General features: G+C 36.4%; 18 protein-coding genes. 1 reads left to right on the top strand and 17 read right to left on the bottom strand.

All coding sequences use genetic code 11. The annotated features are described in order from the left end of the window. Positions 1 to 78: 78 nt before the first annotated feature. The 15 genes from rpoD to IGL36_RS06190 all read right to left on the bottom strand — a co-directional run bounded on the left by rpoD (position 79) and on the right by IGL36_RS06190 (position 19,159). Positions 79 to 1,185 carry an RNA polymerase sigma factor RpoD gene (rpoD, locus tag IGL36_RS06260; protein ID WP_002360364.1) on the bottom strand — a complete coding sequence of 369 codons (1,107 nt, stop codon included), beginning with the start codon at positions 1,183 to 1,185 and terminating at the stop codon, positions 79 to 81. Positions 1,186 to 1,293: 108 nt separating this feature from the next. Then, on the bottom strand, positions 1,294 to 3,180 hold the full coding sequence (dnaG, locus tag IGL36_RS06255) for a DNA primase (protein WP_002363929.1): 1,887 nt from the start codon (positions 3,178 to 3,180) through the stop codon (positions 1,294 to 1,296). A gap of 316 nt (positions 3,181 to 3,496) precedes the next feature. Next, positions 3,497 to 5,833: a cation-translocating P-type ATPase gene (locus tag IGL36_RS06250; protein ID WP_002365641.1), complete on the bottom strand. Its 2,337-nt coding sequence runs from the start codon at positions 5,831 to 5,833 to the stop codon at positions 3,497 to 3,499. A 128-nt stretch (positions 5,834 to 5,961) separates the two neighbouring features. Then, positions 5,962 to 6,579 (bottom strand): lysozyme family protein, encoded by a 618-nt coding sequence (locus tag IGL36_RS06245; protein ID WP_002357646.1) that lies wholly within the window; start codon positions 6,577 to 6,579, stop codon positions 5,962 to 5,964. Between the two features lie 262 nt (positions 6,580 to 6,841). After that, complete coding sequence (alsE, locus tag IGL36_RS06240) at positions 6,842 to 7,558, bottom strand: D-allulose 6-phosphate 3-epimerase (protein ID WP_002398282.1); 717 nt, start codon at positions 7,556 to 7,558, stop codon at positions 6,842 to 6,844. Between the two features lie 137 nt (positions 7,559 to 7,695). Then, a complete protein-coding gene (locus IGL36_RS06235; protein WP_002371174.1) occupies positions 7,696 to 8,796 on the bottom strand; it encodes a PTS fructose transporter subunit IIC in 1,101 nt (366 codons plus the stop codon). Between the two features lie 108 nt (positions 8,797 to 8,904). Next, the gene (locus IGL36_RS06230; protein ID WP_002365638.1) at positions 8,905 to 9,354 is read right to left on the bottom strand and encodes a PTS sugar transporter subunit IIA; all 450 of its coding nucleotides are present in this window, start codon (positions 9,352 to 9,354) and stop codon (positions 8,905 to 8,907) included. A 19-nt stretch (positions 9,355 to 9,373) separates the two neighbouring features. Next, a complete protein-coding gene (locus tag IGL36_RS06225) occupies positions 9,374 to 9,691 on the bottom strand; it encodes a PTS fructose transporter subunit IIB (RefSeq protein ID WP_002357651.1) in 318 nt (105 codons plus the stop codon). Beyond that, complete coding sequence (locus IGL36_RS06220; protein ID WP_002398279.1) at positions 9,691 to 10,143, bottom strand: PTS sugar transporter subunit IIA; 453 nt, start codon at positions 10,141 to 10,143, stop codon at positions 9,691 to 9,693. The genes IGL36_RS06225 and IGL36_RS06220 overlap by 1 nt, the downstream gene beginning before the upstream one ends. Continuing rightward, on the bottom strand, positions 10,133 to 11,614 hold the full coding sequence (locus IGL36_RS06215) for a BglG family transcription antiterminator (RefSeq protein ID WP_002389096.1): 1,482 nt from the start codon (positions 11,612 to 11,614) through the stop codon (positions 10,133 to 10,135). Before IGL36_RS06215 ends, IGL36_RS06220 begins: the two co-directional genes overlap by 11 nt. 240 nt (positions 11,615 to 11,854) lie before the next feature. Then, positions 11,855 to 13,852, bottom strand: a complete 1,998-nt coding sequence (gene nagE / locus IGL36_RS06210) for an N-acetylglucosamine-specific PTS transporter subunit IIBC (RefSeq protein WP_002374894.1) — start codon at positions 13,850 to 13,852, stop codon at positions 11,855 to 11,857. A gap of 36 nt (positions 13,853 to 13,888) precedes the next feature. After that, entirely contained in the window at positions 13,889 to 14,722 is an 834-nt protein-coding gene (locus IGL36_RS06205) for a PRD domain-containing protein (protein WP_002357655.1), read from the bottom strand. A 309-nt stretch (positions 14,723 to 15,031) separates the two neighbouring features. After that, positions 15,032 to 16,684, bottom strand: coding sequence for a peptide ABC transporter substrate-binding protein (locus tag IGL36_RS06200; protein ID WP_002398278.1), 1,653 nt, complete (start codon positions 16,682 to 16,684; stop codon positions 15,032 to 15,034). A gap of 17 nt (positions 16,685 to 16,701) precedes the next feature. Beyond that, positions 16,702 to 18,078 (bottom strand): transglutaminase-like domain-containing protein, encoded by a 1,377-nt coding sequence (locus IGL36_RS06195; protein WP_002398277.1) that lies wholly within the window; start codon positions 18,076 to 18,078, stop codon positions 16,702 to 16,704. A 16-nt stretch (positions 18,079 to 18,094) separates the two neighbouring features. After that, on the bottom strand, positions 18,095 to 19,159 hold the full coding sequence (locus tag IGL36_RS06190; protein WP_002360381.1) for a dipeptide epimerase: 1,065 nt from the start codon (positions 19,157 to 19,159) through the stop codon (positions 18,095 to 18,097). Positions 19,160 to 19,434: 275 nt separating this feature from the next. Between IGL36_RS06190 and IGL36_RS06185 the strand changes: the two genes are divergently transcribed. Further along, positions 19,435 to 19,779 (top strand): metal-sulfur cluster assembly factor, encoded by a 345-nt coding sequence (locus IGL36_RS06185; protein WP_002357660.1) that lies wholly within the window; start codon positions 19,435 to 19,437, stop codon positions 19,777 to 19,779. A gap of 97 nt (positions 19,780 to 19,876) precedes the next feature. Here the strand turns inward: IGL36_RS06185 and IGL36_RS06180 are convergent, their stop codons facing one another. Together IGL36_RS06180 and IGL36_RS06175 are read right to left on the bottom strand one after the other, a co-directional pair. After that, positions 19,877 to 20,416 carry a GNAT family N-acetyltransferase gene (locus tag IGL36_RS06180; protein ID WP_002398275.1) on the bottom strand — a complete coding sequence of 180 codons (540 nt, stop codon included), beginning with the start codon at positions 20,414 to 20,416 and terminating at the stop codon, positions 19,877 to 19,879. Between the two features lie 212 nt (positions 20,417 to 20,628). Further along, positions 20,629 to 21,483: a hypothetical protein gene (locus tag IGL36_RS06175; RefSeq protein ID WP_002360383.1), complete on the bottom strand. Its 855-nt coding sequence runs from the start codon at positions 21,481 to 21,483 to the stop codon at positions 20,629 to 20,631. Between the last annotated feature and the right edge of the window lie 228 nt (positions 21,484 to 21,711).

The raw sequence follows: 21,711 nt of genomic DNA, 5'->3' as shown, positions 1-21,711 counted from the left end.
GCAATGACATTTAGAGACTTTTTAAAAATCAAAAGCGGCTCTTCTCGCATGCACGAAAAGAGCCGCTAAACGGTATGTTTATTCTAAAAAGTCTTTTAATTGTTTTGAACGAGAAGGATGTCTTAGTTTTCTTAACGCTTTTGCTTCAATTTGACGAATACGTTCGCGAGTGACACCGAAAACTTTTCCGACTTCTTCTAGCGTACGTGTCCGACCATCATCTAAACCAAAACGTAAACGTAAAACATTTTCTTCACGGTCTGTTAAAGTATCCAGAACATCTTCTAGTTGTTCTTTTAACAATTCGTAAGCTGCATGTTCAGCAGGACTGGTAGCATCTTGGTCTTCAATGAAATCACCTAAATGTGAATCATCTTCTTCACCAATTGGTGTTTCTAAAGAGACTGGCTCTTGTGCGATTTTTAGGATTTCACGAACTTTTTCTGTTGGTAAATCCATTTCCGCACCAATTTCTTCTGGCGTTGGTTCTCTACCTAAATCTTGCAATAGTTGGCGTTGAATCCGAATCAATTTATTGATTGTTTCAACCATGTGAACAGGAATTCGAATCGTTCTAGCTTGGTCCGCAATTGCCCGCGTAATCGCTTGACGAATCCACCAAGTAGCATACGTAGAGAATTTGAATCCTTTACGGTAGTCAAATTTTTCAACAGCTTTCATTAAGCCCATATTACCTTCTTGAATTAAATCCAAGAATTGCATACCACGACCTACATATCGTTTGGCAATTGAAACAACCAAACGTAAGTTAGCTTCTGCTAAACGTTGTTTTGCTTCTTGATCGCCTTCTTCAATTTTAAGTGCCAATTCAACTTCTTCTGCGGCAGTTAATAATTGAACGCGCCCAATTTCTTTTAGGTACATACGCACGGGATCATTAATTTTAACACCTGTTGGCGCAGATAAGTCTTCTGCTTGGGCCTTTTCCGCTTCTTTTTCATCTTTTTTCAAGCTATGTTCACTTGGGTCTCCATTTTCATCGACCACGCTGATACCAGCATCTTCAACTTTTTGGATCAATTTTTCCATAGCTTCTGCATCCAAAGTATACGGTGTGGCTAATTGATTCGCTAAATCATCATAAACCACTGTTCCTTTAGGCTTGTTTTCTTTGATAAATGCTGCCACTGCAGCTTCATATTTTTTACTTGTTTCTTTTTCCATGAAAGAAGGCCCCCTTCATTTTTCGGTTCACGCTTGAAATAACTGATAAATCACTGGGACTTATCAAAATAAAATGAACAAAACGCTTAGTTCTATTCATTATATTGCTTAAGTAAATGTTCGTTGAGCTTTAAGCTGTCGAGCCAATTGGATAATCTCCATTGTTAATTCGGCTTCAAGCTGTTGGTTGCCCACTCGTTTTGCTTCTTGCTGTTGAATCTTTTTCTGCTCAATTGCCTCTGCAATACTTGATAAGGCAATTACATGTAATAAATCGGCAACTTCTCGCTCAGAGCTTTCTTCCGATAAATTCTGATACGCAATTTCAATTGCTAATTGTTTGGTTTGATTATCTTGCAAGAAATTAATAAAATCGGCAATGTCGAAACTTTGATGCAGTGTCGCATAACTTTCTAGCAAGAAATATAATTCTTGGTATTCATCATGAGCGAATGAAAAATCTGGCAATTGTTGAATGGTTTGCCGTACTCCTTGTTCATTCATTAAACGAAATAATAAAGAACGTTCTGCTTTTTGAACTTGGGTTAACGGTAACTTGTTCTGGACGTGATTCTCTTCAAAAACAGGTTCTTCCATTGGTGGTGGCATCATTTCATCTTGATAAAATTGTTGCCTTTCTTGCCGTTGGACTGAACGTTGCTCTTGCTTCAATTGATTGAATTGCTCTTCCAAACTATGAACAGAAAGTTGAAATTCCTGAGCAATTTGGTTTAAATAACGATCACGTTCCAAGGGAGATTGAACATTGGTTAACTCCCGTAACAATTCGTTCACATAATCCAATTGTTCTTTTTCGTTATTCATGTTTCTAGTTAACCGATGATAATTCATTTTAAAACTAAAAACTGTTTCTCGGCCATGATTGGCTAAATTTTGAAAAGCTTCTGCGCCATATTTCCGCACATATTCATCAGGATCCAGCTTTTCAGGGATGCTGACAATACTCAAGTCAAAATGACTGTTTTCTTGCAATAATTGAATCGCACGGTTTGTGGCTTGAACACCGGCATTATCGCCATCGTAACAAATAACTACTTCCTTAGCGACCCGTTCCAAACGCCGAATTTGTTCATTGGTCAAACTAGTCCCCATTGAAGCCACCCCACTTTTTACGCCTGATTGCCAAGCAGCGATAACATCCATGAATCCTTCAAAAAGCAAGACTGTATTTTCTTTACGAATTTCTTTTCTGGCTTTATCAAAGTTAAACAGCGTTTCTCGCTTATTAAAAAGTGTTGTTTCAGGACTATTCAAGTATTTAGGCATCTCATCCCCTGGAAAATCAGCTGTTTTTAACAAGCGACCAGAAAAGGCGATGACATTGCCTTGAGGATCATTAATTGGAAACATGATTCGTTGATAGAAACGATCCAAAAACGTACCGTTATCTCTTTGGACAAACAGCCCAGAAGGCTCAAAAAGCGTTTCATCCAGTTGTTCATTTTTAAAAACTTGACTTAAGAAATCACGTTTTTGCGGCGCAAATCCAATTTGAAAGGTCTCAATTAGTTCTTGTGTTAACCCCCGCTCTAATAAATAGTTTAATGCGGGTTCGCCAATTTTAGTATTCACTAAAATATGATGGTAAAGTTCTGCGGCTTTACTATGCAGTTGTAACAAACTCCGTCTTTGTTGGTTTTCTGGGGTATCCGCTACTTCACGCGGCTCTGACCAATCAAAGTCCACAGATAAATGTTCCAAATCTGCAACACGTTTCACGGATTCTGGAAAACTAATGCCTTCAATTTCTTGCAAGAAATTAAAAACAGTTCCACCTTTCCCGCAGCCAAAACAGTGAAAAATTTGTTTGTCTTCTGCTACTGAAAATGAAGGGGAACGTTCTTCGTGAAACGGACATAAACCCATATAATTTTTACCGGATTTTTTTAACTGGACATACTGCCCAATAATATCTACTATATTCGTTCGGTGACGAACTTCCTCAATGACTTCCTGAGGAATGCGTTGTGCCATTGTCCTCACCTCCTAAGAATAGCATTGTGCTAACTCATGTGATTGACCGTTTAAAAAACGCACTGTCATTTCAGTGCGAATTCCAATGGACACATTTACACATGATTTATTGTATCACATAATCGCTGTTTTTCAAGTATCTTGTTTCAACTCAACAAAAAAAGAAAGTATCTAGGACAAAAGTCATCCTGACTCCTGCCCCAGACACTAACTCTTAAAATAATCAGTTAAACATCAAGCTTGCTCCGACTTCATTCAAGATTTAAAGAAGAACTGCATTTCTGGAGACGAATGCTTTTAACTCAACCTCTGTTTTTTATAAATCTTTAATTGTTTTTCCAGCACGTTTCATTTGTACGAAACCAATTGCTACACGCACCACAATATTAATGGCCATCATAATAAAGAAGAGACCCATTGTTTGCGAAGTTAAGAAACCAATTTCTAAAATGTTGTGGAATAACATAGCTGCTACATAAATACCAATAATGGTACTGAAAACCAAGAAAATGCGTAATGGATTTAAAGGCAGACATGCTCGAACAACAGCCATACAGCTAATTCCAACTAATAAATAATACATTAACGTCGTGGTGTCTAAAGAAGAAAATCCTTGATTTTGTCCAATCAGATAAACAGCAATGATATTCACTACAACTAAAAGCGCATTAACAGACGCATTTTTCAAAGCCGTTGGTAAAAACTTCCCGACAACTTTTCGTTTGTCCCCTTCGAAAGATAAGAAGAAAGCAGGATACCCTTCAATTGCTAAATCAATCAAGGTCACTTGAATCGGAATGAACGGGAACGCAATGGCCGTTAAGGCACAAATGATTGAGAGAATAAACGAATAAATTGTTTTAATGAAGAAAACGCTGGAAACTCGGGTTACATTATTTACCACACGTCGTCCTTCAAACAAGACATCTGGTAACGTTGTAAAATCAGAATCTAGCAAAACTAGATTAGAAATTTGCCGAGTAGCGCCATCTCCCTCTGCCATGGCGATACTACAATCCGCTTCTCGTAACGCTAAAACATCGTTGACGCCATCGCCGGTCATCGCCACCACATGCTCTGTGTCTTTCAACTCACGCACAATGGTTCGTTTTTGCTGAGGCGATACACGTCCGAACACTGTGTATTGCTGAACCGCTTCTCGCACTTCTGCTTCTGTCGTTTTGGTCGACAAATCAATATAAGACTCATAACCGGGTAGCCCAGCACGACGAGCAATATTTGAAACAGTTACCGGATTATCACCAGAAATTACTTTTAAGTCGATTCCTTCTTCTTTTAGATAAGCCAGTGTTTCTTTGGCATTTTGGCGAATTGGATCATCAATTTCTAGAATCGCTAATGGCTCTAAATAAGGCATTTTGGTTTCGTTTAACGGTTGTTGTTCCGCAATGGCTAACATCAAGACGCGATAACCATTCTCTTGTGCTGTAAAAACAGCTTCTGGCAACCGACTATCGTCTACCAAACGCTCAGGAGCCCCTAAATAAACTGTCCCAATTTCTGGAAATTCAATAGCCCCCCATTTTCGTTCAGAAGAAAAAGCCAAGACTTCTTTTGCGCCAAATCGATTGGATACTTCATAATGATCACGAATTGCTTGCATTGTAATATTATTATCCGTACTTTCAGATAGGTAGCTTCCGATAATCTGCGGGAAGAGTTCTTGATATTTGTCATGCAAGATAATCGCCTTTTGCACTTTCATTTTACCTTCTGTAATCGTTCCAGTTTTATCTAAACACAAAGTGTCCACATGGGCCAATGTTTCAATTGAGTACATATCTTGTACTAGAATACGTTTTTTGGCTAACTTAATGACACCTGTTGTCAGCGCAATACTAATTAATAGTACTAATCCTTTTGGTAACATCCCTAACAAAGCAGCTGCAGAAGCAACAACAGATGTTTTAATGCCAGCATCTCTTAGCCAAAAAGCTTCAACAAATAAAATAATCCCTAGAGGAATAATCACCCAACTTGTAAATTTAGAGACTTTACGAATCGAATTGACTAACTCTGATTGAATTGGTTTATGCACTTTGGCTTCTTGGGTGATTTTCACAGCATAGTTTTCGGCACCAACGTGGATAACACGGGCATAGGCTTGTCCGCTAACAATGAAACTTCCAGAAAGCAAGGTATCGCCGATTTCCTTTTCAATTAAATCTGATTCGCCTGTTAACAACGCTTCATTCGCTTCGACTTTACCGTCGATAACTTCCATATCAGAAGGAACTTGTTCCCCTGCAGAGATAATAACAATATCTTCCATAACTAGTTCTTTTGTATCAATTTCTTGTTGTACGCCATTTCGAACAACATGAACATTTTCTTTTGCCACAATAGATAATTTTTGAACTAAATTACGGGCATGAATTTCTTGGAAAATTCCGATTGACATGTTCACAATAATAATCGCTAAGAAAGCCAGATTGGAATACGCTCCGACAAATAGTAAACAAACAGCGATTGCAAAGTTTAAAAAGTTGAATAACGTCATGACGTTATCAAAAATAATATCTTTTGTAGATTTTGCTACATTTTCCTCATAATTATTTTGAAGGCCTAACTCTTTCTGCTTGGCAACTTCTTCTGTACTTAACCCTTTTTTCAGGTCGACTTTATTCAACATCCAGCTCTTTCCCTACCTTTTCAATTAATCAGTTACATCCCTTCTAGTTTACTTGCATTTTCATGAAACTGCAAGAAAAGCCTAAAAAATTCCTGTAAGTTGAAAGAATTCTTTAGACTTTTCTCGTTTTAATTTAACTTTTCAATAAACCAACGATTCATTTTGACAATTTCCGCATAGAACATATTGCCACCATTTTGATAAAGGTAACCACCATTGTAAACTAACGCTTGCCAACGATAATAACGATATTTCGTATTTTGGTCATTCCCTAGCAACGGTGAAAGGACTTCTCTTGAATATTCTTCTGCTAACTCTGTCGTGTGTTTCCCGCCGCGTTCTTTAACAAACTGAATATAATCCAGTCCATAATTATATGCTTGTACGCCTGTCCACTCATCGCAGCCAGCTTCTTTTGCTTTCGCTAACGCTTCCGCGAGAAATTTGACGCCATGTGCGATACTTTCCTCTGGTGTTTCAATCACTTCTTGTTGTCCATAAACACTTTCACTGCTCTGCATAATATCGCCAGATTTCCCTTTAGATTCTGTATAGATAATCGCTAAAGCTAATGTTTTGTATTCGGGTATTTTATTTTTTTTGACTTCTGCTTCTACTTGTTTTTCAAAGGTCATTACCGTTTCAACATTTTGATGTATTTTATAGCCAAGATAGCCAAGACCAGCAACTAAACCAACAAACAAAAGTAGCATGATTTTATAAATTATTTTTCTTACTCTACGCATCGAATCATCCAAACTTTTTCTTTTAAGATACGTTCTATGTTACTTGAAATAACTGAAAAAAGCGAAGTTTTTGTTACTTCTTTAGTTTTATTTAATAAAAGTAACTTTTTTGTGAACAAACCGTAACTTCGCAAGATTGAACGTTTTCACCTAGAATAGAATAACAAATAATTTTCTTCTATTGACGCTTATTTATTGCATCAAAAAAGCCCAGATAAGAATGAACAAAATTCTTTTCTAGGCTTGACTTTATACAACTTATCTATTCTTTTAACAAACAGTCAATTGTTTTATGGAATTTTTTCCCAGTCATTTCTTCATAGTCTCTACTCATCATTTTCCAAGCTTTTTCAATATCTTCATCTAATCCAAATAATCCGCTTCTACCAACAATATAAATATCAGGTCCTGCAGCATCAATTCGCTTAAATGAATTTCTATTCGATGAGCCGTCCATTTCAATTACATAACGATACCCTTTTTCTTCACGTAAATTACGAAGAGCAACAATTTTATCAAGTGTTCCTTCAATAAATCGCTGGCCAGCAAAGCCTGGATCAACGGTCATGATTGTGATTTTATCCAACAATTCAATATATGGAAAGATTGATTCAATAGGCGTTTCGGGATTAAGGACGATCCCTGCTTTAAGATTAGCATTGTGAATTTGGTCAATTAGGCGAAATGCTAGACCATCTAAAACCTCTGCATGCATACAAATCCATTCACATTTGATATCTACTAGTTGTTGTACCCAAAAACTTGGATTCGTAACCATTAAATGGGCAGATACTGGGAGCTTCGAAATTTTTCTTAACTCCTCAATAAACCACGGAGATAATGTAATGTTTGGCACATAGTGACCATCCATAATGTCTATATGATACGAAGCAACATGATCATTTAAAAAGGTGATTTGTTGTTTAAACTTGTCCAAATCCATCGTCATTAGTGACGGAGAAAATTCAACTTTGTTCATTCTAATTTTCAACTCTTTCTATCTGATTATTTGGTTGATGTTTTTGAAAATTTTTCTAACTCGTTATATTCAGACGTTGACACATCTCTGACAGGCAATATAAATTGCATTAATTTTGTTGCGCTTTTTCATTTTGTTTAGAAAATCTGAATATCTTCCAAGTTTATCTCCTCTTCTTCTTTTTCTACTAAAGCTTCCATATCTTTCTCAGTTACATCTTTCTTAATAATAGCTAAAACTAAACCGGTAACCACAGCGTTTACAACAATTGCAATAATGCCAGCCAGCGGTTTACTCATTGTTGGAATCATTAAAACACCGCCAAATGGAACAGTCGCATCTGCCCCTAAGATCATTGTTGTTGCGCCACCCACGAAGCCGCCAATCGCTGTAGCAATGACTCCTCGGACAATATCATTCATAACTAAAGGAATAACACCTTCAACAATGTTAATCACGCCCATTGGTACGGCAGACTTTAACGTTTCAACTTCTAGTTTTGTATAAATATTTTTTCTAAATAATTTAGCAAAGAAGAAAGCTAATCCAAAGCCTATTGGCGTTGCTGTATTTACTAATTGCAATGCTGTAATTGGTCCATTAAGTCCTTCCGCTTGCATTGTCAAAACAAAGGCAAAAACAGTTTTGTTAATGGGTCCGCCATAGTCTATACCACTTAATAAACCAATTACACCACCAAAAATTAATAATGACGAGTTACCTAAGCTATCTAAAAAGTTCGTTAATAATGAAGTAAATGCCGTTATTGGGGTCCCGATAATATATACCATGATTAATCCACCAGTAATTGAGGTTAAAAATGGAATAATTAATGTCGGCATTAACCCTTTCGCCCAATTGGGTAATTTCACATATTTCAAAATAGCTAATACAAGATATCCTGCCAAGTAACCACCTAAGATACCACCAATAAAGCCGGCACCAACTGCATTCGCAGTTAAACCAATAATAAAGCCTGGAGCAATTCCAGGTTTACCAGCGATTGAAAAGGAAATGCCAGTAGATATAACAACCGGCAGTAAGCCTAAGCCAGCGCCACCCATAGTAGCTAAAGCATCCCAAAGCGAAAATTCACCTGGTACCAAGGTTCCTTGACTTGAGCCACCAAACCCCATACCAATTGCAATTAAAAAGCCAGCACCACAGACAATTGGAATTAAATATGAGATTGCTGTTAATAAATGACCTTTAAGATTTAACTCTTTTAGTTTTTTCATTTTTATCCTCCTAAACATTGTTCTTTTATTTTATTTTCTATTTAAAAAAATTGCTGTTATGAATTCTTCTGTAGAAAATATCCACAATATGCTGTCTTAGTAATTTCATTAAGAGAATGCCTTCACTACATCCTCTGGCGATTTTGATTGAAGGAATTCTCTCACTACTTCATCATTTCCGAGTTTTCTGGCAAACAATGATAATAGTTTAAGATGGCTAGTTGTTTCTTTATGATCATTGCCCACAGCAAAAAGAATGATTCCTTTTACGCCATTATCATCTAAAGATTCCCAAGGAATTTCTGTACTATTAATACCAATGGCCACGCCTATTTTTTTTACATACGCACTTTTGCCATGTGGAATGGCTAGATAGTTTCCGATGCCCGTTTGGCCTTCCGCCTCTCTATCATAGATATCTTTTATAAAGCCTTTTTCCTCTGAAATATTGCCATTTTCAAGCAAAAGATTGGCTAATTCTTTTAACGCTTCCTCTTTTGTATTTACATTCATATTCGTTTTAACGGTTTTTAAGTCAATGATATCCTTTACTTCCATTACAATTCCTCCTAGAAGGTTACTTTTCTTGTGTCATAACTTCTTCTGCTTTTTCAATTAGTTTAGTGGGTGATTTTACAGCAACTTCTGTAGGTACTTGAATGATTCGTTTCCCATCAAAACGCTCTCTTCCAGAAATTTTTACATCAATGGCTAATATAACAATGTCCGCTTCCTTAATTTGTTCATCCGTTAGTTTGTTTTCAATCCCAATGGTCCCTTGTGTTTCTACATGAATCTCAACTCCTGCTTTTTTTGCAGCGTTCTCCAATTTTTCTTGTGCGATATATGTGTGAGCAATTCCTACTGTGCAGGCTGCTACGCCGACTATCTTCATTATTTTTCCTCCTCAAATTTTTCTATAATTTTATAAAAATCTGTTTCTGTTTTTAAACGCAACAACTTTTCTAAGAAGTCTTCATTTGCTAATTTTCTAGTAAATCGACTGATTTCTTTTTTTACTTTTAACCGTTCATTTTCTTTTAGTAAGATGACAATAATTAATTTCACTTGCTTAATGTCTGCCGTCCATTCTTGGATTTCTGTTTTTAAGCCAATCAGATATATTTCACTTTTTTTCAAGAGTGCATTTTCTAAATGTGGCAAGACAATTTGCTCTGCAATCTGATTACTTCCCATCTTCTCACGATTTACCAAAGATTCCTCAATCTGCTTTTTTTCTTCGGGCGTTAACCAAGGTGCTGCTGTTTCTGCAATGAATTGATATACTTGCTGTTTTGAAAGAAGTTCTTGGTTTAGGAAAACTTGGTATAAAGGATTAACGTTCATGATAGATTTCCTCAACTTTTCTTTGTAATCGATACTGATCATCCATTGTAAACATGGCACTTACCAACAATGATTTAATGGGGACCTTTTCCTGTAAATGAATCGTTGTAAGAATCAATTCAATATCAGAATAATCTTTTAATGATTTCTTTATATTTCGTGTGGCAATAATTTCAACAATTTGTAATTCAGGGAATTTCTTTTCAACTTTTACTCTCAATAGTTCTGAAGTTCCAATTCCAGTGGTACACATAATCAAAGTACGAATAGGTAACTGATTGGTTTCAATCATTCGCGCAAAATACAATGTAATAAACCCATTCTCATCTTCGTTTATAGCCGGCAGTTGATAGTTTTTACTTACTTGCTTAGAAACTTGCGCAATTTTTCCGAAAATTGTTTCATACGTCATTTTTATTTGATCCAATAAACTATTCTTAACATGTATACCGTTTTCAAGACGATTTATCATTGGTTTTATATGACTAGCCAATTCAAGAAGTAGCTGATCATTATCAGTTAAAATTTTTAGTTGTGCACTCATTTCCTCTAAATAAAATTGAGTAACTTGCATTACTTTGAAAGAAAAATTAGTTACTTTACTAAACGAACCTTGCATCCTAGAAGAAACCAAATATTGATATAAGTAATAAATTTCAACGTTAGGCAGTCTCTTATTTAAATAAGTTTCAATCTGTTGAATCGTTGTTTGCGCGACCTTTTTGAGTACTAAGTCCTTTGTTAATTCTTGTTCTTCTTCGTTAGATAATTGGTATTTTTCAGAAATAGCTACTTTTCGTGAACGACTAATTAAGATATAAAGATGCGAAAAGATGTTTACATTATATGGATGTGGAATAGTAATATCCAGTTTTTTTTCAATGTTCCTGACTTGATCTAACGTAAAAAGGACATCATAATTATTAAAATTTAATGCTTTGTTGTTTCGAAGATCCTCAATATCGATAATGTTCAACAGTTGTATTCTATCGGAAATGGCTTTCCTGATAGCTCTTTCCTCACCGATAATTGCCAACGTTCGATTTTTCCGTTTGAGTGTTAAATCATATTTCTTTAAATCTTCGGATAATTGTTGTTCATCGCTAAATATCACAGAATCACCAACATAATATCTTGCAAATAATTCATAAACATTTTTAGCTTGTGGAGAAGCTAACAACAATTCCTCCAGAATTCGATTGCGTCTTTCCCTTGGCGAAAAATCACTTTCTTTTTCGACTAAATGTCGATTCTGTTCCATAAATCGTTCATAGTCTAGCTTGTATCCTCGTCCTTTCTCAGATAATATGAGGGAACCTTCTGAAAATTCATCGTTAATTTTTTTTATCAAACGATAAACTGTCTTAGGAGAAGTACTTAGGCAGTTTGCCAATTCTTCTGCAGTCATATAATCTTGTTTTTTTGAGAGAAGTAACAACAATTTTTGTCCACGTTCTTTTTTCGAACTCATAGCAACCCCTCCTTGATATATTTATTATAATCCATATAAAAGAAAACGCTTCCTTGTTTTCTGTCCGTTACATTGGCCATTTTTGTGAGTGGTTAAAGTGTTCAATTATGCGAAACTTTCTAAGGCTATTTATAAATAAAAACCTGTAGAGCAAGCGATTTTTATTACTGGCTCTACAGACACTAATACTTTCAAAGAATACAAAAAAAGGGCTGCCTTGCGGCTAGCCCTTTTTTACTTTTATTTTACGGTAACATTTCCGATTACATCATTCATTGAAGTCGTTTGACCTGCTTTTTGTAAATCGTATTGAGCAACGATATCTTGATTTGTGAAAACAACAATTAAATCTGATTTCTTGCCAGCTTGTTCTAATGCAGCTAAATCAATGGTTGCAATTTTATCGCCTTGTTTTACGACTTGACCTTCTTCAACATGTAATGTAAATGGTCCACCTTGTAACTCAACAGTATCTAGACCCATGTGTAATAATACTTCAATGCCTGAATCTGTTTGGATACCTAACGCATGTTTTGTTGGGAAAATGCTAGTAATTTTACCAGCAACGGGTGTTGAAACTTCGCCGTCTGTTGGTACGACAGCAAAACCGTCACCCATCATTTTTGCTGAGAAAACATCATCTGGTACTTCAGAAATAGGAATAACTTTCCCATTCGCTACAGAATATAATTCAGTTTCTTTTGTTGAAACTGGTGCTTTTTCTTCAACAACTGGTTGAGAAACAGGTGTCTCTTTGACTGGTGTTGCTGGCGCTTGGTGGTTATATAATCGTTGCATTTCGTCAGCAACAAATTGTACTTCCGTACCAACAATCACTTGGATATTGGTGTCATCAATGACTTTCACACCAGGAACCCCAGTTGCTTTAATTTTTGCTTGATCCACTTTGCCTGTATCTTTCACTGTTAAGCGTAAACGAGTTGTACAGTTATCAATAGAAGTTACATTAGCATCAGCGCCTAAACCATCATAAATACGACGAGCTAGAGAAGCAAATTTGTTGTCACCTTCTGCAACATCTGGCGTTTCTTCGCCATCGCCTTCTTCACGTCCTGGTGTCATTAAGTTAAACTTAGTGATTGCAAAACGGAAACCGAAGTAGTAAATTGCTGCAAAGACAAGTCCTTGAACCACCAACATCATTGGATGATTCGCGACTGGGTTTTTCAAACTTAAGAAGAAGTCTACAAAACCTGCACTAAAGGCAAAGCCAGCTGTCCAATGCATAAACGCAGCGAATGCTAAAGAAATACCTGTAAAGACTGCATGTAAAACATATAAAGGCCAAGCAACGAACATAAATGAGAATTCTAAAGGTTCAGTTACGCCTGTAAAGAAAGCCGCAAAACCAGCAGCTAACATTAATGAAGCTGTAACTTTTTTCTTCTCAGGACGTGCACATTGATAAATTGCAAACGCGCCTGCTGGTAAACCAAACATCATTACTGGGAAGAAACCAGCTTGATACATCCCTGTTTGTCCTACAATTGCTTTACCAGTATCTAACGCTTGTTGACCAGCTAAAAAGTTCCCAATATCATTGATACCAGCAACATCAAACCAGAAAACAGAATTCAAAGCATGGTGTAAGCCTGTTGGAATTAATAGTCGGTTAAAGAAACCATACAAGCCAGCTCCTACGAAACCTAAGCTAGAGATTCCTTTACCAAAAGCAACTAATCCGTTATAAACAACTGGCCAGAAGAAGAATAAGACAGCTGAGATTGCTAACATCGAAATAGCTGACATAATAGGAACTAAACGTTTTCCACTAAAGAATGATAAAGCCATTGGCAATTTCACACCAGAGAAACGATTATACATTGCCGCGGCAACTAAACCAGCGACAATCCCGACAAAGACATTGTTGTCCATGCTGTTGAAGGCTGGGTTTACTTCAGCAATATCCTTGAAGCCTTTAATGGCTTGGATAGAAGCAGGCGCTAAAACAGTTTTTGGCACTAAATAAGCGACTAAACCAGCTAATGCTGCCGATCCATCTTTATCTTTTGACATTCCTAACGCTAAACCAACCGCAAATAATAATGCTAAGTTGTTTAAGATAGCCAAACCACCATTCATTAGAAAAGTTGTGGCTGGACTAGCGCCGATTGTTCCCACGATCCAGTTGGCAATACCGACTAATAAAGAAGCCGCCGGTAATACAGCAACTGGTAACATTAACGAACGTCCCATTCTTTGCATATACGCTTTCATTATACGTAACTCCTCACATAAACTATTTAATTTTTATTATTTGGTCATTCTTAATCGTTCAATGTGAATCGATAAATAACCAAGTTCTTCATTTGGTACTTGATAATGAAAATTTCTCATTAATAAGACTTGTACTTTTTTTGAGATTTCATAGCTTTCAGCATACTTTTTCTTTACGACTTCCAAAATTTCTTCATCTAAAACAGCATATTGATTTTGTTGGAAGCGATGAATAAACAAACGTAAATGATTCACCAAACGTGAATAACTGAGACTATTTTTATCATCATGAATATCAATAGCCAATTCCTGCTCGATTAAATGAATAATTTCAGAAACGATTGTAACTTCACGGATACTTTTACTATTATCAGTACGCCCGCTGCGAGCACTATGGATATGAATTGCAATATACCCCGCTTCATCATAACTAAATGGAATCTCTAAGGTTTGTGTTAAATATTCTACAGCCCATTGAGCAATAGCAAATTCTTCACTATATAAAATCTCAATTTCACTTAAAAGCTTGTTCCGAACAATAATATTATTTTGAATATTTTCAGCTGCAAAAGCAATGTGATCACTCAACCCAATATTAATATGTTCATTCAACTTTTCACCCAATACCGTTTCAGCATGTTGGATAATTTCTTCACTCGCTAAAAAGTATTTGTCTTCGATTTGTGATAGCAATACTTGAAGTTTTTTCAGTCCTTCTGGCTCCATCACAAACATCCGCTCCACCAATTGTCGAGATAAGACATCATTTTTAGTCTTATTAAACCCGACGCCTTTACCGACAGCTACTTTCTCCTGTCCTTCGTCAAGAACAAGTACAGCATTTTGATTTAGCACCTTTTTAATTTTCATAAATGACCCTCTTCTGCAGAAGTAATTCTAACATTTTCAGTGAAAACAACAAAAAAAGCATAGAACAATCCCGTTAAACATGTTGCGTAACCATTGTACACCACATTGTATTACGAAATTCTTCCATGCCTAGTATTATCTAGTCACATGAAAACGCTATTCATTTGTTAACAGTGCTTATTCTAACGAGTATCATTATTTTTGTCAACCTTTTTCAATTATTTTTTTATTAATTGTTGACTATTAACAAAAAAGAAGCTCTTATCGGGAAAAAAGTACCTTCAGCTAAAGGTACTTTTGTTCACTAATTTATTCTTTATAGGCATACTTATATGTGCTCGTTGCACCGAAGTTATGATACTGAATACCTTTGACACCTGGTCGTACAAGCTGACTACGGGCCTCTTGGTATAAAGGAATTAAAGCGGCATCTTCTTCCACCAATACTTTTTCAGCTTTAATTAATGTTTGCCAACGAGTTTCAGGATCATTTGCGTATTTAGTTGTTGCTTCTTCAATTAGTTGATCAAACGTTGGGCTAGAATAGTTCATACGGTTACCACTAACTGAGCTTTCTAAAAAAGTCATTGGATCCTGATAATCGGGTCCCCACATGCCAACAGACAATTCATAATCCCCTTTTCTCATTAATTCAATCGCATTATTTAAAGGAACTGTTTTGACATTAATAGTGAGACCTGGCAACGTTTCTTGTAACTGGCCTTGGATAAATTCAGCAACTTTTCGGTCACTATCACCATCTCTTGAAAGAAGTTCAATGGCTACATCTCCGTTTAGCTCTGCTTTTGCTTTATCTAAATACTCTTTGGCTTTTTTGGCGTCTGTTTTGACAAGGGCGCCTGCTTCTTGACGAAAATCTTCATTCGTTTCTGGGTTATATACAAATTTTTCTGGAATGTACCCATAAATTTCTTTTGAACCATCTGCCAAAATATTATCGACTAAACTTTTTTTATCCAAAGCATAAGCTAAAGCTTTGCGGACATTCTCATTTGCAAAAATGGATGGTTTTTCGTTTCTTTTTTGGTTTAAACGTAAGGAATAGACTTTTGACCGTTCGATTGCTTCATAGTCTGGGTTGTCTCGATTTTGTTTAGCAAAATCTCCTGTTAAGACAGCCACATCTAATTCACCTGATTCGTACAAATTATAAACGGTATTGGTTTCTTTAAGAACTTCAAAATGAATCGTTTCTGATTTTACTTTTTCTTTATCGTAATAGTCGGGATTACGCACAAAATCCCACGACATCGCTGACTGATCCCAATTTTTCATTAAAAATGGACCATTGGATACAATCATTTCACTAGAAGTGCCATAGGCTTGTCCTTTTTCTTTCACGAATGCTTCGTTTTGTGGGAAAAATGGAGAAAATGCCAATAACGACGTAAAATACGGTACAGGCTTTTCCAAAGTAACCTCCAAAGTATAATCATCAAGCGCTTTGACACCCAATTCCTCTGGTGCTTTTTCCTCTTTTGTAATAGCTGTTCCGTTCAGAATCGTTCCTTCTAACAAGAAAAAGTAATTGGCTTGGTTTTTGGGATTCGCTAATTTACGCCAAGCAAAAACGAAATCATTGGCTGTTACAGCATCACCATTGGACCACTTGCCATCTTCTCTTAGTTTAATGGTATATCGTTTGCCATCCTCAGAAATTTCTGGCATCTCTTTAGCAGCAGCAGGTATTAGTTGATCTTTTTCATCCAATTGATATAACCCTTCAAAGACATTGGACTGTGCGTTAATACTGGCTTCATCTTGTGTAAAAATAGAATCCATTGAACCGATTTCCGAGTTCTCCATTAAATTTAAAACTTTTTTCGAGACACTGGTTTTCTCAGTTGCTTTCTCGTCTCTTTTTGTTTCTGCTGTTGTGCCACAACCTACCAAGACCGTACTAACAAATAACATAATCCCCATCATTTTTAACTTTTTCATACTATTCCCCCTATGTGTCAATCAAACGGCAACTCTTCCATGGAAAGCCGTTCTTGCGAAACTATCAAGCATGCGTAGGGCAAGCCCTCATTTTCGTACTCAAATTCTCCCCGCTGGTTGTCAATTGGGTCTGCACGCAATTGCATTTTCGCCGGCTGAAAGTCTGCCTGAATCTCACTATTTGCGACCATTCTAAAAACATCTAAATTGCCGAAATAATGATTCCACCGCTGTCTATCCCCGTCTCGGTAAGCACCTCCGCCAAAAGATAAATCCGCAAAGAGCCAGCCGTACGGTTCTATATAAAATTGTGCCCAATCATGACAGCCTGTATAATGTGTAGAAACATATAATCCCGATTGCCATTTGGCTGGTATCCCTGCAATCCGACAAAGCGTGATAAACAAAATCGCTTGCACGCCGCAGTCACCTTTTAAATTAGTTGCAGCATACTCTGAAATATTGGAAATTGTAAAATATTCACGCATGAAAGAATAATGAATCTTTGTCGTCACAAAGTCATAAATCAAGCGTGCCTTTTTTAAGGGATTACTTTCATCGCCCACAATCTCATCTGCTAAATTTCTTAAATAAGGCGTGAATCGAATATGCGGTAACTGTTCCTCTAAATCAAAGCTTGGTTGCATTTTGTCTACGTTATTTTCTTCTAACTGTTGGTAAACCATCCGATTAACATAACAATATTCAACTGTAAACGTTTGATTTTCTTTTAAGATTGTTTCAAAACACAGTGTTCGTTGAGGCGCATCTTCTGCCGCAATATAGGTTGCTTCAGGTGACGTAGCTAGGATTTCAATTTCTGATTGTTGTTGACACGCTTTGGGCAGCGGCAAATGGACATGAACACGCTCACCTGGACGCTCAAATTCTTTTTTCACCTGAATGGTGGCTTTAATTGTTGTTCTCACTTTTCTACCACCGTTTTTTTGCATTTGTTCGATGTTCTCTTTTAGTTCTTTTTTGCGGAGAATTTCTAATTGATTGCTTTCTGCTTCCCGCAAACGTGCAACATATGCCGCATTTGTTTTAATTAAATTGGCCAAAAATCGAAGTTGGAAATACGGTTCACCGTCAATATAAACCCAGTCCACTAATCCCGTTTCTTTTAAACGAATTAATTCCTCTGTTTGATAATCCTGAAAAGTATCTCTCATCATTTGATCAGCTTTTGCAAAGCTATGAGGATACTCATTCATACGCATCATTTTAATGACATCTTTTTCAATTATCAAACGTTCTTTTAATGCCTGCGGAAGTTCTTTTGTCAACCAAAAATCAATGGCAATATCCGCACTTGCAAAATCGCCAAATTCTTTCACCCTTTGAATTTCCTCAGGCAAAGGAACACTAAGATACTTTAAATCATACTTCATTTGCTTTACTCCTTTTTTAATGAGAAATGCCTAATCCAGCTGCTTCTCCTAATTCCAATAATGGTTTTGCTTCTAAGGATACGCCCCCAGTTACGGGCGCAGTTTCTAAACCGAATGTCGCATCTAAATCTGCTCGTGTGATATTCTTTTGAGCAGCAGCTAAATGGGCAGCAGCCGTGATGCCAATGGTTGTTTCTTCCGCCATGCAACCAATCATGCATTCGATGCCTGCTGTTTCACAAATCTGATTAATTTTCAGCGCTTCATGAATGCCGCCACACTTCATTAATTTTATATTGATAACATCGACTGTGCCTTTTTTAACTAATTCCAACGCATCTTGAGCATCAAAACAGCTTTCATCAGCCATAATTGTCGTATTAACTTGTGAAGTAACGTATTTTAGACCTTCTAAATCGCGTCTTTTAACTGGCTGTTCCACTAATTCAATTTGATAATCTGCTAATTCTTGAATCGCTTTAACTGCATCTTTGGGCGTCCAAGCCTGATTCGCATCTAAGCGGAGCTTGATATCAAAGCCAACTGCTTCACGAATCGCTTTTACTCTTGCGATATCAGCTTCAATTCCTGTTCCGACTTTAATTTTTAATGTATCAAAACCTAGTTTGACTTTTTCGACGGCTTTTTGTGCCATCACATTTGGTTCATCAATACCTAGTGTAATATCCGTTATTACTTGGTTATCATAGCCGCCTAACAATTGATAAAGAGGCAGTTGAGCTTTCTGACCCATCAAATCATAACAAGCAATATCGATTGCTGCTTTTGCCGCTGGAGCGAAAGCAGATATTTTATCCATCACTTCATGAATTTTCTCAATATTAAAGGGGTTTAAGCCAATGATTGCTTGGCCAAATAATTCGATCGTTTCAATCGTGCCAGCCAACGTTTCACCGGTAATAAAAATGCCTGGCCCTCCTTCTCCATATCCAACTAATCCCTCTTCTGTTTCAATTTCCACAATTGCACTATCCGCTGATTCTATCGTCCCCAAAGCGATCGTAAATGTTTCTTTCAGTTTAATTTTCGATGCCCTAACATGTACCTGCTTAATTTTCATAAAATCCTCCCTTTGATATTTACAATTGACTGAAAATTCAGTTTTTTAAAAATATCCAAAAATTAAATTTAGATTGTTATCGATCATTCTAAACTCATTGTTTTCTAATGTCAACAAAATAATGAGATTTTGATTAAAATAAAATGAATTTAGATTTTTATGAGCTTTTTTAATAAATCAGTAAATTCCATGACATGTGAGATACTTCTCATTTACAAACATTCTTAAAAAAGGTATGATAGTAAAGAGGCAACTTGCAAAGGAGTAGAAGACGAATGAGTGAACAACCTCAACAACGTTCAACCGAAGAAGTTGAAGCAATTAAAGAAGATATTTTAACTGCATTAGAAACAGTGATTGACCCTGAATTAGGCATCGATATTGTTAATTTAGGACTAATTTATGAAGTTGAATTTGCAGAAGAAACTGGTGATACTGTCATCAAAATGACCTTAACCACAATGGGTTGTCCGTTAGCAGATGTTTTAACAGAACAAATCCATGGTGTTTTAAAAGATATTCCTGAAGTAAATAATATCGAAGTAAAATTAGTCTGGTACCCTGCTTGGACAACGGATAAAATGAGCCGTTACGCACGAATTGCTTTGGGTATTCGCTAGTTATTTCGAGGCTAATGATAAAAAACATATGAAAGAACCGATTGGTCCGTTCTTTCATATGTTTTTTTGTTTGTTTAATTTACTTATTTGATAAAAATTACCTAATGCCATCAATACTTGGCTTTTTCCAAATTTTTGCTACTGGATGGAAGACTAATAAAAACTGTAGCTGCGTTCCACCGAAGCCTGACGCTCCAGCAAACATGATATGAAAAGTGAGCCCTCTATCCATAATCAGATACCCCGTATCCTGCACGCCATTTCTTTCATAAAACTGATAACGTTTTTCTCTTTGGGCTTCATTCGCTGCATTTTTGCCAATTTCTTCACTCTCTAAAAGAACCCCCTTAGGATAACGTGTCTTCAATAACGCTAACACGGTTGAGCCTAATCGTTTGTTTCGGTGGTGCTGATCAATTGCAAAGAAAAAGACATAGGTTGCTTCAGGTGCAATTTGACTATTTAACAAAATCCCCACGTTCTCATCCGCCTCTTGAATAACAAACAAATGAAATTTTCCTGCTTGAGAAGACGTCAATAATTGACCAAACGGCAGTCTCTCTTCTTCTGGAAAAGCTTCTATGTAGGTTGCTTCCCAATAGGCTTGATTTTCTTGATTTAATAATGTGAATTGCATAAAAGCTCCTTTCTAAAATGATTGCTTCGTACTAATAACTTTTGTTACTTACATAAGACCTAAAAGTTATTTAAACATGCGACTGGTTAGCCCTATACGCAATTATTTTTTGATACTAATCTAGTAGTTTAATCGTTCTCTGTTCCTGAGTCAATAAAAGAGCACACGATTCGAGACTTTCAACGTTTAGTGAAAAGTCGATTCTTATTTCATTACAACCGATTCACTATTCGCTGCCCTCTTTTTTCTATTCGTTGATTTACTTGAACTAAATATTCATTTATCTCCTCTATATTCTGAGGTAAGATAAACGAGTCTTTTTTCAAATGATTTTTCCATAGCGCTACTGGTTGATACTGTTCATTTAAAAATGGTTGCATCTCATACGTATGAACGTAGCTTTCCCATGAATGAAATGAAGCTAAAAATATCGAAAGTTGTTCTAAAGAATAATCCCAATAATCTTTAAACGATAAACTTCTTCCACTGTTAAATCCTAGTGGAACTACTGTAATGTTTCCAATTGAATGGGTAAGTTCGGCAAAACGCTTTAATTGTGGGTCCTGATGGACTCGATCAAATTTAGTAAAATTGTCGAGAAGAAATTCATTCCATGTATATTTTTTTGGTACAGGATTTGGTAAATAGTCAGGAAAAACTTGGTCAAAATAAGTTAAATATCGGTCCGAAATCACAGCCGATGTCCCGGAATCATGAGGCGGATACTTGCTATTTACTGCAAGCAAATTCTGTTCAGAAGATTTTTCTAAATAGCTTTCTTGATTTTCCCCAATTACTTCCGCTGGTCTAAAGAAATCGGGATAAACAAGTTGTAACATAATTTTATACGTTGTCCAAAATGAGTTCATAATATCTTTGTGCATGGTCGCCTTCCCAGTTAACTTTAAAAAAACATCCTCCACAACCTCGTACTTTTCAATATGGACATTCGATGTTCTAGCTTTTAAAATATTTTTAACCGGCTGCTGGTGGTCATACTCTTGACCCAAAAGCAACTTCTTTAAATCATCTTTCTCTGAAATTGTCTTAACTGTAATCTCCGCCACTTTGAATAACTCCCATCCTACGATTTTCTCTATATTCTTTTATATTATTATACTAGAAAAACGCTCCCTCCTGCCCTTTTTTAATCAACAAATCAGCAATTAGAAAACACCAACGAAACAGAAGTGCAACACTAGCATGCGAAAAAATGCGATCGGCAACTTATTTTTTAGACACTCTGTGTGTTTCGTATAGTCGAGGCTGGTTGCGTGTATTTTTTTCAAGAAAAT

It is taken from the genome of Enterococcus sp. AZ011 (genome assembly GCF_050548355.1).
Lineage (GTDB): Bacteria > Bacillota > Bacilli > Lactobacillales > Enterococcaceae > Enterococcus > Enterococcus faecalis.
Note: the sequence above shows the minus strand (reverse complement) of the source record. Positions and strands in the feature narration are given on the sequence as shown.